18 protein-coding genes are annotated in these 15,929 nt (G+C 33.4%); 16 read left to right on the top strand and 2 right to left on the bottom strand.

All coding sequences use genetic code 11. From position 1 onward, the window contains the following. Nucleotides 1-2 precede the first annotated feature (2 nt). Genes essC through H3T55_RS15855 form a run of 8 tightly spaced genes read left to right on the top strand, consistent with a single transcriptional unit; the run spans nucleotide 3 to nucleotide 8,924 of the window. On the top strand, nucleotides 3-4,463 hold the full coding sequence (gene essC / locus H3T55_RS15890) for a type VII secretion protein EssC (RefSeq protein ID WP_412523583.1): 4,461 nt from the start codon (nucleotides 3-5) through the stop codon (nucleotides 4,461-4,463). An 18-nt stretch (nucleotides 4,464-4,481) separates the two neighbouring features. Then, nucleotides 4,482-4,943 carry a DUF5082 family protein gene (locus H3T55_RS15885; RefSeq protein WP_225535112.1) on the top strand — a complete coding sequence of 154 codons (462 nt, stop codon included), beginning with the start codon at nucleotides 4,482-4,484 and terminating at the stop codon, nucleotides 4,941-4,943. Nucleotides 4,944-4,967: 24 nt separating this feature from the next. After that, nucleotides 4,968-5,231, top strand: a complete 264-nt coding sequence (locus H3T55_RS15880; protein WP_225535111.1) for a TIGR04197 family type VII secretion effector — start codon at nucleotides 4,968-4,970, stop codon at nucleotides 5,229-5,231. Nucleotides 5,232-5,258: 27 nt separating this feature from the next. Continuing rightward, a complete protein-coding gene (locus tag H3T55_RS15875; RefSeq protein ID WP_225535110.1) occupies nucleotides 5,259-6,716 on the top strand; it encodes a T7SS effector LXG polymorphic toxin in 1,458 nt (485 codons plus the stop codon). 21 nt (nucleotides 6,717-6,737) lie between these two features. Further along, nucleotides 6,738-7,505: a hypothetical protein gene (locus H3T55_RS15870; RefSeq protein WP_225535109.1), complete on the top strand. Its 768-nt coding sequence runs from the start codon at nucleotides 6,738-6,740 to the stop codon at nucleotides 7,503-7,505. After that, nucleotides 7,502-7,963, top strand: coding sequence for a hypothetical protein (locus tag H3T55_RS15865; protein WP_225535108.1), 462 nt, complete (start codon nucleotides 7,502-7,504; stop codon nucleotides 7,961-7,963). The genes H3T55_RS15870 and H3T55_RS15865 overlap by 4 nt, the downstream gene beginning before the upstream one ends. Next, the gene (locus H3T55_RS15860; RefSeq protein ID WP_225535107.1) at nucleotides 7,960-8,487 is read left to right on the top strand and encodes a DUF5085 family protein; all 528 of its coding nucleotides are present in this window, start codon (nucleotides 7,960-7,962) and stop codon (nucleotides 8,485-8,487) included. Before H3T55_RS15865 ends, H3T55_RS15860 begins: the two co-directional genes overlap by 4 nt. A 2-nt stretch (nucleotides 8,488-8,489) precedes the next feature. Continuing rightward, entirely contained in the window at nucleotides 8,490-8,924 is a 435-nt protein-coding gene (locus H3T55_RS15855; protein WP_225535106.1) for a hypothetical protein, read from the top strand. A gap of 168 nt (nucleotides 8,925-9,092) precedes the next feature. Here H3T55_RS15855 and H3T55_RS15850 read toward each other — a convergent pair whose 3' ends face one another. After that, complete coding sequence (locus tag H3T55_RS15850) at nucleotides 9,093-9,302, bottom strand: helix-turn-helix domain-containing protein (RefSeq protein ID WP_225535105.1); 210 nt, start codon at nucleotides 9,300-9,302, stop codon at nucleotides 9,093-9,095. A gap of 521 nt (nucleotides 9,303-9,823) precedes the next feature. Here H3T55_RS15850 and H3T55_RS15845 point away from each other — a divergent pair. The 6 genes from H3T55_RS15845 to H3T55_RS15820 all read left to right on the top strand — a co-directional run bounded on the left by H3T55_RS15845 (nucleotide 9,824) and on the right by H3T55_RS15820 (nucleotide 13,652). Further along, a complete protein-coding gene (locus tag H3T55_RS15845) occupies nucleotides 9,824-10,591 on the top strand; it encodes a hypothetical protein (RefSeq protein WP_225535104.1) in 768 nt (255 codons plus the stop codon). Continuing rightward, nucleotides 10,588-11,052 (top strand): hypothetical protein, encoded by a 465-nt coding sequence (locus H3T55_RS15840; RefSeq protein WP_225535103.1) that lies wholly within the window; start codon nucleotides 10,588-10,590, stop codon nucleotides 11,050-11,052. Before H3T55_RS15845 ends, H3T55_RS15840 begins: the two co-directional genes overlap by 4 nt. Further along, nucleotides 11,049-11,588: a DUF5085 family protein gene (locus H3T55_RS15835; protein ID WP_225535102.1), complete on the top strand. Its 540-nt coding sequence runs from the start codon at nucleotides 11,049-11,051 to the stop codon at nucleotides 11,586-11,588. Before H3T55_RS15840 ends, H3T55_RS15835 begins: the two co-directional genes overlap by 4 nt. Continuing rightward, nucleotides 11,585-12,019, top strand: coding sequence for a hypothetical protein (locus tag H3T55_RS15830; RefSeq protein ID WP_225535101.1), 435 nt, complete (start codon nucleotides 11,585-11,587; stop codon nucleotides 12,017-12,019). Before H3T55_RS15835 ends, H3T55_RS15830 begins: the two co-directional genes overlap by 4 nt. A gap of 91 nt (nucleotides 12,020-12,110) precedes the next feature. After that, nucleotides 12,111-12,773, top strand: a complete 663-nt coding sequence (locus tag H3T55_RS15825; RefSeq protein WP_225535100.1) for a hypothetical protein — start codon at nucleotides 12,111-12,113, stop codon at nucleotides 12,771-12,773. Between the two features lie 27 nt (nucleotides 12,774-12,800). Then, nucleotides 12,801-13,652 carry a hypothetical protein gene (locus H3T55_RS15820; RefSeq protein WP_225535099.1) on the top strand — a complete coding sequence of 284 codons (852 nt, stop codon included), beginning with the start codon at nucleotides 12,801-12,803 and terminating at the stop codon, nucleotides 13,650-13,652. A 91-nt stretch (nucleotides 13,653-13,743) separates the two neighbouring features. Here H3T55_RS15820 and H3T55_RS15815 read toward each other — a convergent pair whose 3' ends face one another. Further along, nucleotides 13,744-13,959: a helix-turn-helix domain-containing protein gene (locus H3T55_RS15815; protein ID WP_225535098.1), complete on the bottom strand. Its 216-nt coding sequence runs from the start codon at nucleotides 13,957-13,959 to the stop codon at nucleotides 13,744-13,746. 103 nt (nucleotides 13,960-14,062) lie between these two features. On the opposite strand from H3T55_RS15815, the gene H3T55_RS15810 reads away from it, so the two are divergent. Together H3T55_RS15810 and H3T55_RS15805 are read left to right on the top strand one after the other, a co-directional pair. Continuing rightward, a complete protein-coding gene (locus H3T55_RS15810; RefSeq protein WP_225535097.1) occupies nucleotides 14,063-14,353 on the top strand; it encodes a hypothetical protein in 291 nt (96 codons plus the stop codon). Between the two features lie 280 nt (nucleotides 14,354-14,633). Next, nucleotides 14,634-15,398: a hypothetical protein gene (locus H3T55_RS15805; RefSeq protein ID WP_225535096.1), complete on the top strand. Its 765-nt coding sequence runs from the start codon at nucleotides 14,634-14,636 to the stop codon at nucleotides 15,396-15,398. Nucleotides 15,399-15,929: the final 531 nt, after the last annotated feature.

Genomic DNA, 15,929 nt, shown 5'->3' with positions numbered 1-15,929 from the left:
AGATACAAGCCATCCTCTACCTTCACGGCTATCGTTACCAATTGATCTTGGACGAAGAAAAAACCCAAACGATCGGTCCAGATAACCAAGCCGCTTTACACGTACCCGTGTTGTCAGAAACAGATACGTTAACGATTGAAAAGAAAGATGATTGGGTGTTGACGACTCAAGGTCAGGAACACGTTTTGCCGTTGAATACACCTGTGACCTTCTCATTATCAGATGAACAGCCAGTCACTGTGATTTTGACACCAGTGACTAAATTGCACATTTTTGACTTACTAGATAAAAAAGAATTGATTCTAAGTACAGATAAAGGTGCAACATTAGAATTAGCGAATGATCATCTGACGCATCCTTTATCTGCTATCTTGAAAAAGCAGGAAGATCAGTGGCTCTTGACTGTTTTATCCGGCGAATTAATGATCAACAATCGATTATTTACCGGCACAGAGTATTTACTAGAAAAAGGCGATGAAATTTCTTTCCTTCATCATACGCTGAAATTCTTTACGCATGAGATCCATGCCACAGAAGGCACGATCATCAAATCTGATCTATGCGAAATCTACACGTCTCGTTACGATGTTTACGAGGACTATCCTGATTTCCACCGTTCGCCGCGGATCATTTATCGTGAGCCGGAAGAAAAAATCATGATCAATGCACCAAGTGATCCCAAAGATGCACCGAAAGATCAACTGATCAAAACGATTTTACCGCCAGTTGTGATGCTGATCGTAACAGTGGCAATGGCCTTCTTCCGTCCTAACGGATTGTTCGTATTAGCCAGTGCGGCAACGACCTTGATCACGATCATCTTTTCGATCACCAACTATTTCAAGAGCCGCAAAGAACACAAGCAAAGCCTGATCGATCGTGAAATCAGCTATAAAAAATATTTGATCGACAAGTCTGTTGAGCTGCACCAGATCAACCAAGAGCAAAAACAAGGGCAACTGTACCATTATCCAAGTGTTTCTGAACTATTGGATATGACAAAAACCTACAGCCCGCGTATCTATGAAAAAACACCGCTGCACTTTGATTTTCTTTTCTACCGTTTAGGCTTAGGAAAAGTTCAATCATCCAGCGAAATTTCGTATTCAAACAAAGAACGCGGCAAAGAAACGGACGATTTAGAAAAAAGCGGCTACGAATTATACACAAAAAGCTTAGAGCTAACCGATATGCCCGTTTTAGCCAACCTAACGCATGGCCCTGTCGGCTATATTGGACCAAGAAGCTTAGTGTTAGAACAATTACATTTACTAGTCAACCAACTATCTGTGTTTCATAGTTATCATGATCTACAGTTTATCTCGATCTTCCCCGAAGCAGAAAAAGCCCAATGGGAATGGATGCGCTGGATGCCGCATGCCAAAATGCAGGACGTAAATGTCCGCGGATTCGTGTATAACCAACGTAGTCGGGATCAAGTGTTGAATAGTTTAAATCAGATCTTGAAAAACCGTAAAAACTCAATGGAAGAAAACCGCAATAGCCGGGACAGTACCATCTTCTCCCCTCACTATGTGGTCATGATCACCGATGAAAAATTGATTTTAGATCATGTCATCATGGAATTCTTCAATGAAGATCCAAGCGAACTTGGCTGTAGTGTGATTTTTGTGGAAGATGTGATGAGCAGCTTATCCGATAATATCAAAACGGTCATCGATATCCGTGACCGTAATACCGGAGTCTTGTTACTGGAAGAAGGTCAGTTGAAAAATACACATTTCCAGCTAGATCACTTCCCTGCTGATTTTGATAAAGAACAACTGCCTAGATTATTGGCGCCATTGAATCACTTACAAAACCTGAAATCAAGTATTCCAGAAGCTGTGACATTCCTAGAAATGTACGGCATCGAAACCTTTGATGAATTTAACGTGACCCAACGTTGGGCAGAACACTCTCCGCATAAAACCTTGGCAGTGCCACTTGGTTTACGTGGAAAAGACGATATCGTTTATTTGAACTTACATGAAAAAGCCCATGGTCCCCATGGCCTTGTCGCTGGTACCACTGGTTCTGGTAAATCAGAGATCGTGCAAAGTTATATCTTGAGTTTAGCGGTGAACTTCCACCCGTATGACGTCGCGTTCCTACTGATCGACTACAAAGGTGGGGGAATGGCGAACCTATTCCGGAATCTGCCGCACTTACTGGGCAGTATCACCAACTTGGACGGCGCTCAAAGTATGCGTGCCTTGATTTCCATCAATGCCGAGCTAAAACGCCGTCAGCGCCTTTTCTCTGAGAATAACGTCAACCATATCAATCAGTACCAAAAATTATACAAAAACGGCGATGTAGACGAACCAATGCCTCACCTCTTCCTGATTTCGGATGAGTTCGCCGAGTTAAAAGCAGAACAGCCAGAGTTTATGAAAGAGCTTGTCTCCACTGCTCGTATCGGGCGTTCTCTAGGTATCCACTTGATCCTAGCAACACAAAAACCAAGTGGTGTCGTGAATGACCAAATCTGGAGTAACTCGAAATTCAAGCTTGCCTTGAAAGTGGCGGATCGTGCCGATAGTATGGAAATGTTGAAAACACCCGATGCCGCAGAGATCACACAAGCTGGTCGTGCGTATCTACAAGTCGGAAACAATGAAATTTATGAGCTGTTCCAAAGTGCTTGGAGTGGTGCGGATTATCAACCAGAAAAAGATGAACAACAGATCGAAGATCATACCATCTACTTGGTGAACGATTTAGGTCAATATGAAATTTTAAGTGAAGATTTAAGTGGATTAGAAAACGCGGATGATGTGAAACAGATTCCGACCGAATTAGATGCAATCATCGACGGGATCCACGAAGTAGCGGAACGTGAGAATATCACGCCCCTTCCTCGTCCTTGGTTACCGCCGTTGGAAGAGCGGATCATCGCGACTGCCCTTCACCCTGTGGACTTTAAAGAAGAATGGCAGACAGAGAAACAGCCGCTTGAACCTGTTTTGGGTGTGGTGGATGTACCGAGTATGCAGGCGCAGGAAACCTTACGCTTGAATATGACCCAAGAAGGTCATATGACAGTGTTTAGTAGTCCAGGGTATGGAAAGAGTACGTTTATGCAGACGGTGGTCATGGACTTGGCGCGTGTGCATAATCCGGAAAGATTGAACGTTTATCTATTGGACTTTGGAACGAATGGACTGTTACCTCTTAAGAAATTGCCGCATGTAGCCGATACGATGAGTATTGATGAAGAAGAGAAAATCGAGAAGTTTGCTCGTCGGATCAATGATGAATTGAAACGTCGTAAGAAATTGTTAAGTGAATATTCCGTCGCTAGTTTGGAAATGTATGAACGTGCAAGTGGCAAGGAAGAACCGATCATTTTGATTCTTCTAGATGGATTTGAAGGTATGAAAGGTGCGAAGTTTGAAGAAATTCTTGAGAAAGTCATTACTCAGGTTGCCCGTGAAGGTGCTGGGATCGGGATTCACCTGCTATTATCTGCCGGACGCCAAAATTCTATGCGCATGACCCTTTCAAGTAATATCAAGACACAGATCGTGTTGAAGATGATTGATGATAGTGAACCAAGAGCGATTGTTGGACGGACGACATTAACAATTGATGACTTGCCTGGACGTGGGTTGATCAAGTTGGAAGAACCGGAGTTGTTCCAAACTGCCTTGCCAGCTGAAGGAGAAGATACACTTCAAATTATTGAAGCGATCCAAGAAGAAGTCGCGCAGATGGATCAACATTGGACTGGGGCTAGACCTGAGCCGATTCCGATGGTACCGGAAATTCTTGATTTTGAAAGCTTTAAAAAGAAAAAACAAGTACAAGAAATGGCCGAAGATGGTCTATTACCTCTTGGTGTTGATTACGAAGAAGTTGAAGTGATGCCGTTTAGTTTAGTTCATCAAACCAATTTAGCAGTTATTGGTGAACAAAGAAAAACATTTTTACCATTAAAACAAGCTGTACTTTCTTCAATTGAACTACTAGCTGGAAAACATAACACAATGATCATTGATTCTGGACACATTTGTGAGAAAGAAACTTTAGCCGTAAATGCATATATCGCTGATTCAGAAGCTTATCCACAAGTAAAAGAGGACATTCTTACAGAGATACGTAAACGAAAAGAATCTGGTTCAGAAGGATTACCAAAATGGTTGATCTACATCACAGATATGGAAATCTTTGAAAAAGAAACTACATTGACCGAAGATGAATTAAAAGAACTATTACTTTCTACTGAACAAACCGGGGTCCACTTTATCATTGCAAGTGATCATCAATATCTTGGAAAAACACGAATTGGCTTACCACGTCATTACAAAGAATTAATCAAAGCAGCTGTCTTCTCTATGAGAGTCTCTGACCAAGAATTTTTAGACAAACCATACATGTCTAGAGAGCCTGAACTTGAGATAGATAGTGCTTATTATGCAGCAGAAAAACAATTTATAAAAATCAAACACACACGCTAATAAAAAGGGGGAAGACAGATGGTGGAACTAGGGATGGAAGAAGATAGAGCTCGAGTTGCCAAAGATGCTGCAAAAGCAAGGCAACGCGCAATAATTGTTAGTCAGCTAAATATGACTCGTGCCTCTTTGACTACACTAAACATGAAGAAAATAGAATTAGAGGGGAAGATAGAGAAAATTACAACAGCTCTTACTAATATAGAATCAGCCAAAGGAGACTTTGACTCAGGAAAATCGAGTTTAGATGGTGTAACCATTGAAGCAGGTTCATGGAAAGGACAAAATGCAACAAAAGCGAATACCGAACTTGGACAGATGAAAACATCTGTCCAAAATATCGGGAAGAAAATTGATGATGCAGTAGAAACGATTCAAGAAGATAAAACAAGGTTAGAACAAGAATTGGAACGAGTTGAAGCGGAAATAGCCACAAAAAATGCGCAAGTAAGCAACTTGATTGCACAGCTAAACAGCTTATAACTATTTAATTAAGGAGGCAATATAATGGGTGATCAAATTGGTATTAACATAGGTGTTTTTAATAGTAACATAAGTGCTCTAAAAGGGAGTGCTAGTTCAATAGATTTTTCTCCAAGTACTAGTTTGTCAAAAACTGATATCAATCCCTTTAAAGAATATGAGAATTCTATTCAAGATTTAGCAACCGCATTATCACAATACAAATCAATTATTGAAAGTGATGCTCAACAAATGTCTAATATTGGAAAAGCAATTGAAGATGCAGATAAACGAACAAAGGGAAACTAACTCATTCCAAATTGAAAGGAGAAAAACATGGCAAAGATAGATATGAGTGAAGTGAAACTATTAAAAGAAGATTTGACCAAGAATGCGGATAAAGCAGTTTCTTCTATTGCGGAAACTAAGGCTAATCTAGGTAAAATTAAAGATATGGATTCATTTAAAGGAGACGGAGCAAAAGCGACTAAAAATTATATTTCTAGTGCGCACAACAATTTGATTGAAGTATATGATAATATAATAGAAGATTTAAAATCAAATTTTGCCTACTCGATGGATCAATTTAGCGGTTCAGTAGATAATGATGGAAGTTGTATTATTGACAGTAACTATGTTACTCAATTAAAGACGGAAGTAACAAGTGCAACTAAAAGTATTTCTTCATCCATAAAATCAATCAACACTGAAATTAGTAGTATTTCTGATATTACATCTGCAAGCAAAGTTCAAACAACGGAATTTAAAAATGATGAGAAAGAATTTAAGAAAATCATCACAGATATGATGGACAAATTTGAAGCATTTATTTCGAGTTCCAGTAATGAAGTTTCTCAATCTAAAGAATTCATGGGTATACTTACTTCTATGCAAGGGCAAGTTCAGAAAATATCCAGTGTATCAGATGGGATCACTACATTTAAAAAAAGTGATATCGAAAAGTTTAAAGAATGGAAAGAAAAATTCGGTACTCTACGATCCTTTGCCAGTAAAACTGCCAAAGTAGAAGGAAACCTCCGTTTTATGTACCATTTATCAAAAGGACACATAAAAATAACCCGTGCAAAAAACGGTAAATTGTTAATGAAAATTGTCAATGAAAAAGCAATATTGAGAGAGTTTAAGAAAATAAAAAAAACTGGCCCATTGTTTAAAAGATATAAATTTGTATCTGAATGGAAAACTAACACAGTATCTAAATCTCTCCATCATAAAAAAACAGGCAAATTAAATTTACGTGGTGAACGTTATTATGACAATTGGGGATTGGAGAAAGCACTAACCGAGACTTCTAAAAAAACGCTTAGCCAACGACTAAAAGGAAAACTAACAGGTCCTTTTACAGGATGGAAAGATTTAACTAAGTTTGGTAAAGGGATGAAAGCTGCAGGTATAGTTGGACTTGGTATTGAAACAGGATTGTCAGGATACGAGAATTTCAATGATGCAACTAAACAAGGACTAACAGGAAGTAAAAGGGTTGTCAGTACAACCGTAAATACAGGAGTAGATATGGGAGTAAGTATAGGTGGAGCTGCAGCTGGGGCAAAAGCAGGGGCAGCTATAGGTACCGCTATAGGTTCAATTTTCCCAGGTCCAGGAAATCTTATCGGAGCTGCTGTAGGAAGTATAGTAGGAGCTGCTGCCGGGAGTTGGGCTGCAAGCGAAGCATCTAAAAAAATTCGAGAAGGGTTGAAAAAAACAGTAAACAATGTAGTGAAAGATGGGATTGGAAAATCTATCAAAAAATTAGGTAATTGGGCTTTTGGATAAAATTAGATTAGGAGAAATATTTTGAAGAAAAACGCAGATGACTTTTACTTTTTTATTATACCAATGAAATATAGACTGGATTTTTTAAATATTAAAACTGCTAGGACTATAATTCTTACAGCTATTGCTTGTTATCCTATTATGTACTTAATAATTAAAAATTTTGAACTTGACGGTATCTATCTTCCTAATACTCCAATTTTTAAATGTATCATTTTTTTCTTTCTTACCGTTGTTTCTTTATCAGTATTTTCTTTTTTATTTCGTAAACATAAAATGTATGATTCAATGGTCTGGTTATTAACTAGCTTAGCTTTTCTAGAAATTGCTTATTTTTTAATTCTAATGGAGTATTTATCTTTTCTTAGAAAGTATATTTCTATAGAATGGCAAGCTTTGATTTTTAATATTTTATTAGTCATACCCATTATATTTATTTTTATATCACTTGGAAGATATATTAGAATAATCCATACTGGGAAAACACATAAAAAGTATCCGAAAGTTATTTTATTAGAACAAAAATTTAAAAATGAATCTGATACAAATTTTGAGGAAGTAAAAAGTAAAAAATTTATTTTATATGCCTCACTTATAGGAGTTGGTTTAGGTGGCATGATAGAAACATCTTTCACATTATTTTTAGTTTTTCTTGGGTGTGCATGTCTTATGTCATGGATGGTACCTAGATTTTTAATTATTTCTTATCTAAAATTTAAATTTCCAGAACTCTATTTAGAAAAAAACTTAAAAATATCGCATAAAAAAGAAAGGAACTTAAAAAAATGAAAGTTTTTCAGGGACCATTAATTTTATTGAATGTTATAAGCCCACAACATATTCAGCCAAAATACGAAATAAATACAATGCTACAGTTTTCTCAACATTTTGATTTTCAAGATGACTTTTATCAAATTGGCCCCGATGTCTTATCTATTATGCACTTAGAAGGAGAACCCGAATACGTAGAATACGAGTTCTTTCTATCTTTAAACCTTCCACCCAAAGTTCCTGAAGGCTTAGAGGGTTTAAGAACATTTGATAAATATGTCGTTGAAAATGCATTGATTACTAGAATAGCAGATAACGAAGAAAAATATTTTGATTATGATTTACAACTAAGACTTTATGCAGAGGAACATTTCAACTTAAAGTTATCAGTAAAAACATACTTTGTCATTACTGATAACTTAGGGGAAAAAGTTATTGATCTTTACATCCCAATTGAAGGAGGGACCTTAAATTGATCGTAGAAGGAAAAAAAATTGCTTTTAAAAATGTAGTATCTAAATATTATCAGTTTGAGAGTATTGAATCTGAAAAGATAACAGAAGATTTTATGACTTTAATAGATGAAAAAGGCTTAACACCAAATGGTCCTATTTTTTATTCAGTGATGAGTGAATTCGGTGCTGAACCGATTTCTGCAATGTACAGTATTCCAATTGAAGAAAATCAATTAGCAAATATAAATGATGAAGATTTAATGTTCCAAACCTATTTTTTAGTTGAGAATATGTTAATGACTAGGATACTAGTGGAAAATAAAGGACAAGCACAAGAGCTTGCTATAAAAAAGTATGCTGAATTAATTGAATATACTAGTGAAAATAAAATGGAACTTACTGCTCCCTTCCATACTATGTTTAAAATTGTTAACGAACAATTATACTTAGAAATTTATCTAGGAGCTACTCGCATATTTCAAAGTGAGCGAAAAATGAAATCTTTTTTTAAAAAAGTGAAGAAACAGTTCCTGAAGGGAGTATGATTATGCGTTTAGAAAAAACAAACTTACTGATGCCTAACGTGGTACATTACACAATGGATTTAGCTAAAGAAAATTTTGATGATGGATTCGAGAAAATGCGCAGTATAGAATTTCAAGAAGAAGTTTATAGTCAATCAGCACTTGCTTTTATGCTATCAGAATCAGATAAAGATCAAAAAACAAGAAAAGTTGAATTTTATATGTTTCTATCTGATATACCTGATAACTTTCCTTATAAAACAACTAAACTTCTTGAATTAAAAAATGCTATCGTTTTACGGCAAGCTGATTTAGAAGATAACTTAGAGGAAGCACGAAAAAAAATTGAAGCCTTTGCTCTAGATAGATACGGCAAAGGAGTATCTGAGGAAATGTATTGTTTGAACTATGATATCTATAATGAATTACTTGTTGATGTTTATATTCCTATGAAATAGGTGTTCATTTCAAAAACATTCTTTAATATAGTTGAAGAACTCTGGAAAAATATATCTAATTATTATATTTAATGGTAAATACAACAGAAAAAAATATAACAATGCTCTTTCTCGAAAGATATAATAAAAACTGTGCAAATATCAAAAATACGATATTTGCACAGTTTTTCATTTCAACCGAATTATCTCAGATATATCACTAATATCCAACGCTTCCGCAATTCTTTCAATATGTGCTAGGTAGACTTTCTCTCTTTTATTATTTGCCGGTTTGTTAGCAATCGATGGTTCAATATCTGATAATCGTGCTAGCTCTCTTAATGAGATGCCTCTCTCCTTCACTAACTCTTTTAAACGTATTTCTACCTTTCTTTCCATAAATAATTCCTCTAAAAAAGGGGAAAACTATGGAAAATCAAAAACTAGTATCAAAAAATATTCAACCTATCAAGATGATAAATCACCAAGAAATCTATTCTCTATTAGACATGTTGGATCAACTCAACTCTTGGCAAAATGTACTAAATCTGCTAAATGATTTTTTTAGTGACAAACAGCGACGAGTCAATAAGAAAAAGATTTCAAGTGATTTATGCTTGTTCACAAATCTTCTCTTCGTTTCATAACGACTTCTCACAAACACTCCCAAAGATACAGAAACAAATTAACGAATTAACGAATTAAGGCAGAAAGAAAAAATTTAATACGTAACTATTCAAAGAGAAAAAAATTACTATTTCATAGTAATTTTTTTCTCTTTTCCTATATCACGAATTTTATTAGTTCTTTGTGTTAGAATTAACGTTAGTTGATCGACCATGGTTCAAATAAATATTGAGTTTAGAAAAACTATTACTAACTATACAACACTTTGGGTAATTTTAAGGAGACAACAATACATGAGTGATAAACAAAAATTAACTTCAAAAGATTTCTATTACTTCTCATTACCAATGAATTCCTCAGCCTCTAATCTAAAAGCTGTAAGGTTCTGTTTATGGCTAGCTTTAGGTCAAATAATTGTTTTACCTGTATACTTTACTAGCCAAGATGCTACTGTACTACCTATAACTGGACCACTGATGCTTGTCTATCTTTTTTTAGCTTTCGTAAGTTTCCTAAGTTTGATTACATTACTTTTGTTTAAAGTAACTATATATGATGCATTGGTTTATTTAGTTACTGGTCTCTTTTTTCTAGAACTTTCATTTCTATTTATCATTATATTTTATGTAGAGTTTTTTAATGCACATAATGAGATGGAAATTTTTAATACAATAAATTTAAATATTATTGAATCTAAAAAAACAATACTTATTAATCAATTGTTGCTAATCCCCATAGTTTCTACTATCTGTGGTTTTCTATTTCATATTTATATGATAAAAACTGGGAAAACAAATGAGGATTATAAAAATGCACAAAAATATAAAAAAAACAGTAAGCAATACGAAAGGATAGTACCTATACTCTTTCCAATCATATTTATTTTTGCATTATTTAACTCTCATTCCGAAATTTTTAAAGGAGGTATAATGAATTTACTGTTTATCTTAGGTTCAATCATTTGTTCATTCTTCCTTCCTGTACCAATAATAATTTCTTATATGAAATTGAAATTTCCAAATGAATATTCTGAAAAAAAGAAGGAGACAAAACAACTATGAAGATATTTCGAGGGCCTTTAGTCAGCTTCAACATTGTAAAAGCTACTACAATAAAAGAAAGAAAAGACATGAAAACTTTATTAGAGTTCTCAAAGCATTTCGACTTCAAAGATATGTTTTATTGTACTAGTCCTGATATTTGCTCAATAGAACCACAAAAAAATGAACCTAATTACTACCAATACGAATTTTATATGTCTCTAAACCTCCCTGTTAAATTTGAGAATGATCAGGATGGAAAGCTACAGACTTTAGAGCGACTAGTTGTTGAAGATGCATTAATTATGCGACGAGCTGATAATGAAGAAAAATACTTTACAGCAGACAAAGATCTTAGAGATTATGCAAAAAAGAATTACAAATTTATCCTTTCAAGCAAAACATATTTTGTAATTACTGAAGTCATGGGCGAAAAAGTTATTGATGTATATATACCTATTGAAGGAGGATCATTTGAATGACATTCATTGCAGAAGGACAAAAAATATCATTTAAGAATGTTGCTTCAAAGTACTATGAATTTGATAGTTCTGAAACTGGTAGCATCGTTGAAAATTTTTTCAAAATAATTGATGATAAAAAACTTACTCCAAACGGGCCTTTATTCTATTCAATCCAAAGTGATATAGGTACAGAACCTATACTTGCGATATATAGTATCCCAATTGAAGAAGATCATTTGCCAGATTTTTTTGATGAAGATTTAGATTTTCAAACTTATTTTTTGATAGATAATATGATCATGACTAGAGCAAATATTTTATCAGATAGCGAAGCAGATGAAAAAAGCAAAGAAATGGTTGGAGAACTAATTGAATATGTTTCAGTAAATAACATGGAAATCCAATCGCAATTTTATAATATGATACGAATTGTTGATGATAAAATATATCTAGAGGTTTATTTGAAAGCAACTAGATTATTTAAAGACGAAAAATCGTATGAGTCTTTTTTTAAAAAAATTAAAAATAAATTTTCACGTGGAGGAGACAAATGAAATTTGAAAAAATTCCGCTGATTATGCCAAACTTAGTAAAACTAAATTTGAGTTTAAATGAAAATGACTTACATCAAGGATTCGACAAATTAAGAAGTATTGAATATGAAGAAAATGTTTACCGTAATGGACCTTTATTTTATAAAATTTCTGAAGACGATAAAAATAATCCTGTTAGAAATATTGAATTTTATATGCCTATTTCTGAAATCCCAGAAAACTTTCCTTATGAAACTATTGAACTATTAAAAATTGATGATTCAATTGAAATGAGACAAGCAGATTTAGAGCCCAACCTAACTACTGTAAGAGAAAAAATAGCGATGTATGCTCAAGAGACTTATGCTAGGAAATTAGGTTCTGAAATGTACTGCGTTTATATCGATCTATATAATGAAGTTCTAATAGATGTTTATATACCGATGGTTTAAATGCATAAAAGAGTTGCTCTAAAGTAATTATTAAGAGTAACTCTTTTATGCATTATAATTAACATGCCCCCTCTCCTCATCTGATAAATTTTTGCAAGGTCTTAAAAATAATAAATATTTAGCTGATATCATTTCTGAAACAAAAGTATTTACTGACGCAATTAAAAATGTCATGAAGGATTTAGGTATGCTTTCTGATTTAGCTAATGGTAACGTAGTAAAAGCTTTAGTTAACAGAATGAAGGACGCTAAGTGGTTCGATAAAGTTAAAGGTGCTCTTGGTAAAGCTAGTATTGCTATTCTAGTTGTTGATGCTGGAATTAAAGGTATCAATAACTTTAATGCAAATAAAAAAGATTTTAGAGATGGAAAAGTTGTGCGAGGAACCCTAAAAACAGCTGCAGGAACTGCTATAGATATGGCTTCCGATGTAGGTATGATTGAAGGAGCTGCTTTGGGAGCACAACTAGGGTCAGTAGTTCCCTTTTTTGGTACTGGAGTCGGCGCTGTAGGTGGTTTAATCATTGGTGGAGCTAATCAAGTTGCCCAGATAATTTGGCCAAATATGTACACTGATTTAAAGAAAACTGTAAACGGAGGAATTGATAAGCTAGCCGACGGTGCACAAAAGCTCACTGATAAAGCTGGAAAATTGATAAATGATACAGGAAAATCTATTGGTAATGGTATTGATAATATGAAAAATAATGTCTCTAATGCATGGAATGGCGTTTGTAAATCGTTCGCTTGGTAACGAAAGAACGAGGAAGGAGGAATACTATTGAAAAAAAAGATTCAATTTGAACAGATAGAAAACATTGTCTCAGAAAAAATGGCTGAAGAAGGTTATGTAAAAGCCGAAAATATGTCCTTGGGTAAACGTTTATCAGCTGGTATTTTTTTTGCTGGATGCATACAGGTAATTTATTGGTTTGGTTTTTTTTTAGTAGGAAATCCTGAATTTTCAGGAATAAATAATGAATATCAATTTATCCAGTCTATAAAATGGGTTGTAATGCTATTTTCTATATATTATCTTTTTTGCATGATTTTTTTAGGTGGAAAGTATAGAAGAAAAGATAACATTAAATTAGCATATAAATCCAACGTTTGGTTATTACAACTCAGTATTTTATTTTATTTACTGCTAATTATTGATCTACAACTTTTAACAGTGAGTCCTTATATGAGAGTTGTTAATATACTAGTTGTTATCGCTTGTTTTATTTACAGCATAATAAAATCTATTAAAAAAATTGAGAACCTAATTTATACTGATCAACAAATGGATCAGTTTACTACTTTTATGATTGAGAAACAAAAGTTGATACAATCTATTCTACTTGTTCTTTTCATCGGTTCAGCAATAGTAAATATATTTTTAAATACTGGAACCGATCAAATCCCTAAACAAAATCTAGAGGGGAAAATTATACTATCCCTTATTCCTGCACTTCCTATTTTGTTTTCTATTTTGAGTATCTATGCTTTCTCTTGGATGTTTGAAATGATGACAAGAATTTACTTTTTAAACACATTTTCAGAAAAATTTAGACTTAAGTTTAACGTAACCAATAAGTTATGGTATGGTTCTAAGTCTAAAGAATATAAAGAAGAACAATCCATAATTTAGTATTTCATTACTTAAAATATTGCAATAAATTAAAAAACTAGATTCTTTACATAGAAAAAGAATCTGGTTTTTTATTTAGACACCAAATAACTTATTTTTCCTCCAACCGAATTATCTCAGATATATCACTAATACCCAATGCCTCTGCAATTCTTTCAATATGTGCTAGGTAGACTTTTTCTCTTTTATTATTGGCTAGTTTATTAACAATTGACGGTTCAATATCTGATAATCGTGCTAGCTCTCTCAATGAGATACCTCTTTCCTTCACTAACTCTTTTAAACGTATTTCTACCTTTCTTTCCATGAATAATTCCTCCAATTTTTGTTGCTCGTAAGAACATCATATAGTATAATAAAAAAAGAAGTGGTGCTCGAACGAGCATCATTCGTTAAAAAGGAGGAAAACTATGGACAATCAAAGACTAGTATCAAAAAATAATCAACCTATCAAGATGATAAATCATCAAGAAATCTATTCTCTATTTGACATGTTAGAACAACTCAACTCTTGGCAAAATGCACTCAATCTACTAAATGACTTTTTTAGCGACAAACAGCGACCAGTCAATAAGAAAAAGATCGCAAGTGATTATTATGCTTGTTCACAAATTTTTTCTTCATTTCATAACGACTTCTCACAGACACTACCAAAGATAAAGAAACAAATTGACGAATTAAGACACAAAGAAAAAATTTAATACGTAACTATTAATAGAGTAAAAAATCACTATTTCGTAGTATTTTTTTACTCTTTTCTTCCATACATAAATAATTATTCGCTCTTTATGTTAAACTTAATTACGTACAGCAAAAATTGAGTTTTATTGTATATTTATCAACGAATCATACATCCCACTCCTATGCTTTTTGGTTGTATTAATAGGTAAAGTAAATTTAAGAGACTATTTAATTAATTTTGAATATAAAAACAACACAATAGTTTGGCACTTTTCAACGAAATTTCCTAAGGAGGATTTTATGAAAAAAACATCTGAAGATTTCTATTTTTTTATCGCACCGATAAAATATCGATTAGAATTCGCTGGCGTCAAAGCTACAAGAGGAATTAGCTTTATAGCTGTTGCTTGCTTTCCGATTATGTATCTATACATCGATGCTCTTGAATATGATGGCATTCACCTACCAAAGACAATATTGTTCCAGAGTATCGGTGCATTCTTTCTAGTGATAAATATGGTCATTCTATGCTCACTATTAATCATAAAGGTTAAATTATATGATCCAATTATCTATTTTTTAACTAGTTGGGGCTTTTTAGAACTAGCCTATGTCATACTCATCTTTGAATATGGTAATTTTTTATCAAGTCGTATTTCAGAAACGCATCAAGCTTTAGTATTTGATATTTTGCTAGCTCTTCCTATCGTATTCATGCTTACTTCTCTGGTATGGTACATCTATATGATTGAGACCGGAAAGACACATAGAAAGTATTATAAAGTCATCGAAATGGAAAAAAAAGTAAAAGAAGGCTATGAGACAAATAAAGTGATGACCAAAAGTCAAGGTATTATTCTGACAGGAACTTTAGCTGGAGTTGGAATTGGTAGTCTTTTGGAGGGATCATTCACCCTATTCATATTATTTACAGCTGTTGCATACTTTATATCATTCGTAGTAGTAAAATTCTTAATCATATCCTATGCAAAATTTAAGTTCCCCAAACAATATTCCGAAAAAGCTCTGATAGTATCTTTAGAGAAAGAAGGTTGGAAAAATTAATTAAAATGATTCAAGAACTATTAGTTTTAATTTCAATGGAGGCTATAATTCATGGTAAAAAAACTTAAAAATAAATGGTGGTTATTCACTATTTTATCTGGTATTTGTATGTACCTCGATCCTTATTTTGGTTTGTTCTCAATCTTTATGATAATTGTTCTATTTTTTGATATCATAATGTTTACTATCATGAAAGGACACTTTACTATTTTCTCAAAAAAGATAGTCGATGGAACTGAATATTTCACTGTAATAAAGAGCGCGTTCAATAAGGAAATACTTTCTTTTAAACTTGGAAAATTATTTACTACTATTTCAATGATTTTTGTAGTTTTTGTAGTCGTTAAACAAAATATGGAGACAAAAAAGATAATGGCACCCTTTTATATTTCAACTATTCAAACAAATTTCGCACTACGATTGATTTTTATACTTTTAGCTATAATTTCAATGATATTCTCCTTCACTCTATTCTGTCTCTATACAGATTCATACAAACAAAAATTGAATGAACTAAAGTAAACTATTGGA

It is taken from the genome of Enterococcus sp. S22(2020), assembly GCF_020295385.1.
GTDB lineage: Bacteria > Bacillota > Bacilli > Lactobacillales > Enterococcaceae > Enterococcus_L > Enterococcus_L dunnyi.
The sequence above is the reverse complement of the archived record's forward strand: the minus strand, read 5'-3'. Positions and strand labels throughout refer to the sequence as shown.

What these genes read in the sequence shown, in the direction of transcription:
- H3T55_RS15885 (WP_225535112.1), top strand. Translation starts at nt 4,482, where the DNA reads ATGGTGGAACTAGGGATGGAAGAAGATAGAGCTCGAGTTGCCAAAGAT.
- H3T55_RS15880 (WP_225535111.1), top strand. Translation starts at nt 4,968, where the DNA reads ATGGGTGATCAAATTGGTATTAACATAGGTGTTTTTAATAGTAACATA.
- H3T55_RS15875 (WP_225535110.1), top strand. Translation starts at nt 5,259, where the DNA reads ATGGCAAAGATAGATATGAGTGAAGTGAAACTATTAAAAGAAGATTTG.
- H3T55_RS15865 (WP_225535108.1), top strand. Translation starts at nt 7,502, where the DNA reads ATGAAAGTTTTTCAGGGACCATTAATTTTATTGAATGTTATAAGCCCA.
- H3T55_RS15855 (WP_225535106.1), top strand. Translation starts at nt 8,490, where the DNA reads ATGCGTTTAGAAAAAACAAACTTACTGATGCCTAACGTGGTACATTAC.
- H3T55_RS15850 (WP_225535105.1), bottom strand. Translation starts at nt 9,302, where the DNA reads ATGGAAAGAAAGGTAGAAATACGTTTAAAAGAGTTAGTGAAGGAGAGA.
- H3T55_RS15845 (WP_225535104.1), top strand. Translation starts at nt 9,824, where the DNA reads ATGAGTGATAAACAAAAATTAACTTCAAAAGATTTCTATTACTTCTCA.
- H3T55_RS15840 (WP_225535103.1), top strand. Translation starts at nt 10,588, where the DNA reads ATGAAGATATTTCGAGGGCCTTTAGTCAGCTTCAACATTGTAAAAGCT.
- H3T55_RS15835 (WP_225535102.1), top strand. Translation starts at nt 11,049, where the DNA reads ATGACATTCATTGCAGAAGGACAAAAAATATCATTTAAGAATGTTGCT.
- H3T55_RS15830 (WP_225535101.1), top strand. Translation starts at nt 11,585, where the DNA reads ATGAAATTTGAAAAAATTCCGCTGATTATGCCAAACTTAGTAAAACTA.
- H3T55_RS15815 (WP_225535098.1), bottom strand. Translation starts at nt 13,959, where the DNA reads ATGGAAAGAAAGGTAGAAATACGTTTAAAAGAGTTAGTGAAGGAAAGA.
- H3T55_RS15810 (WP_225535097.1), top strand. Translation starts at nt 14,063, where the DNA reads ATGGACAATCAAAGACTAGTATCAAAAAATAATCAACCTATCAAGATG.
- H3T55_RS15805 (WP_225535096.1), top strand. Translation starts at nt 14,634, where the DNA reads ATGAAAAAAACATCTGAAGATTTCTATTTTTTTATCGCACCGATAAAA.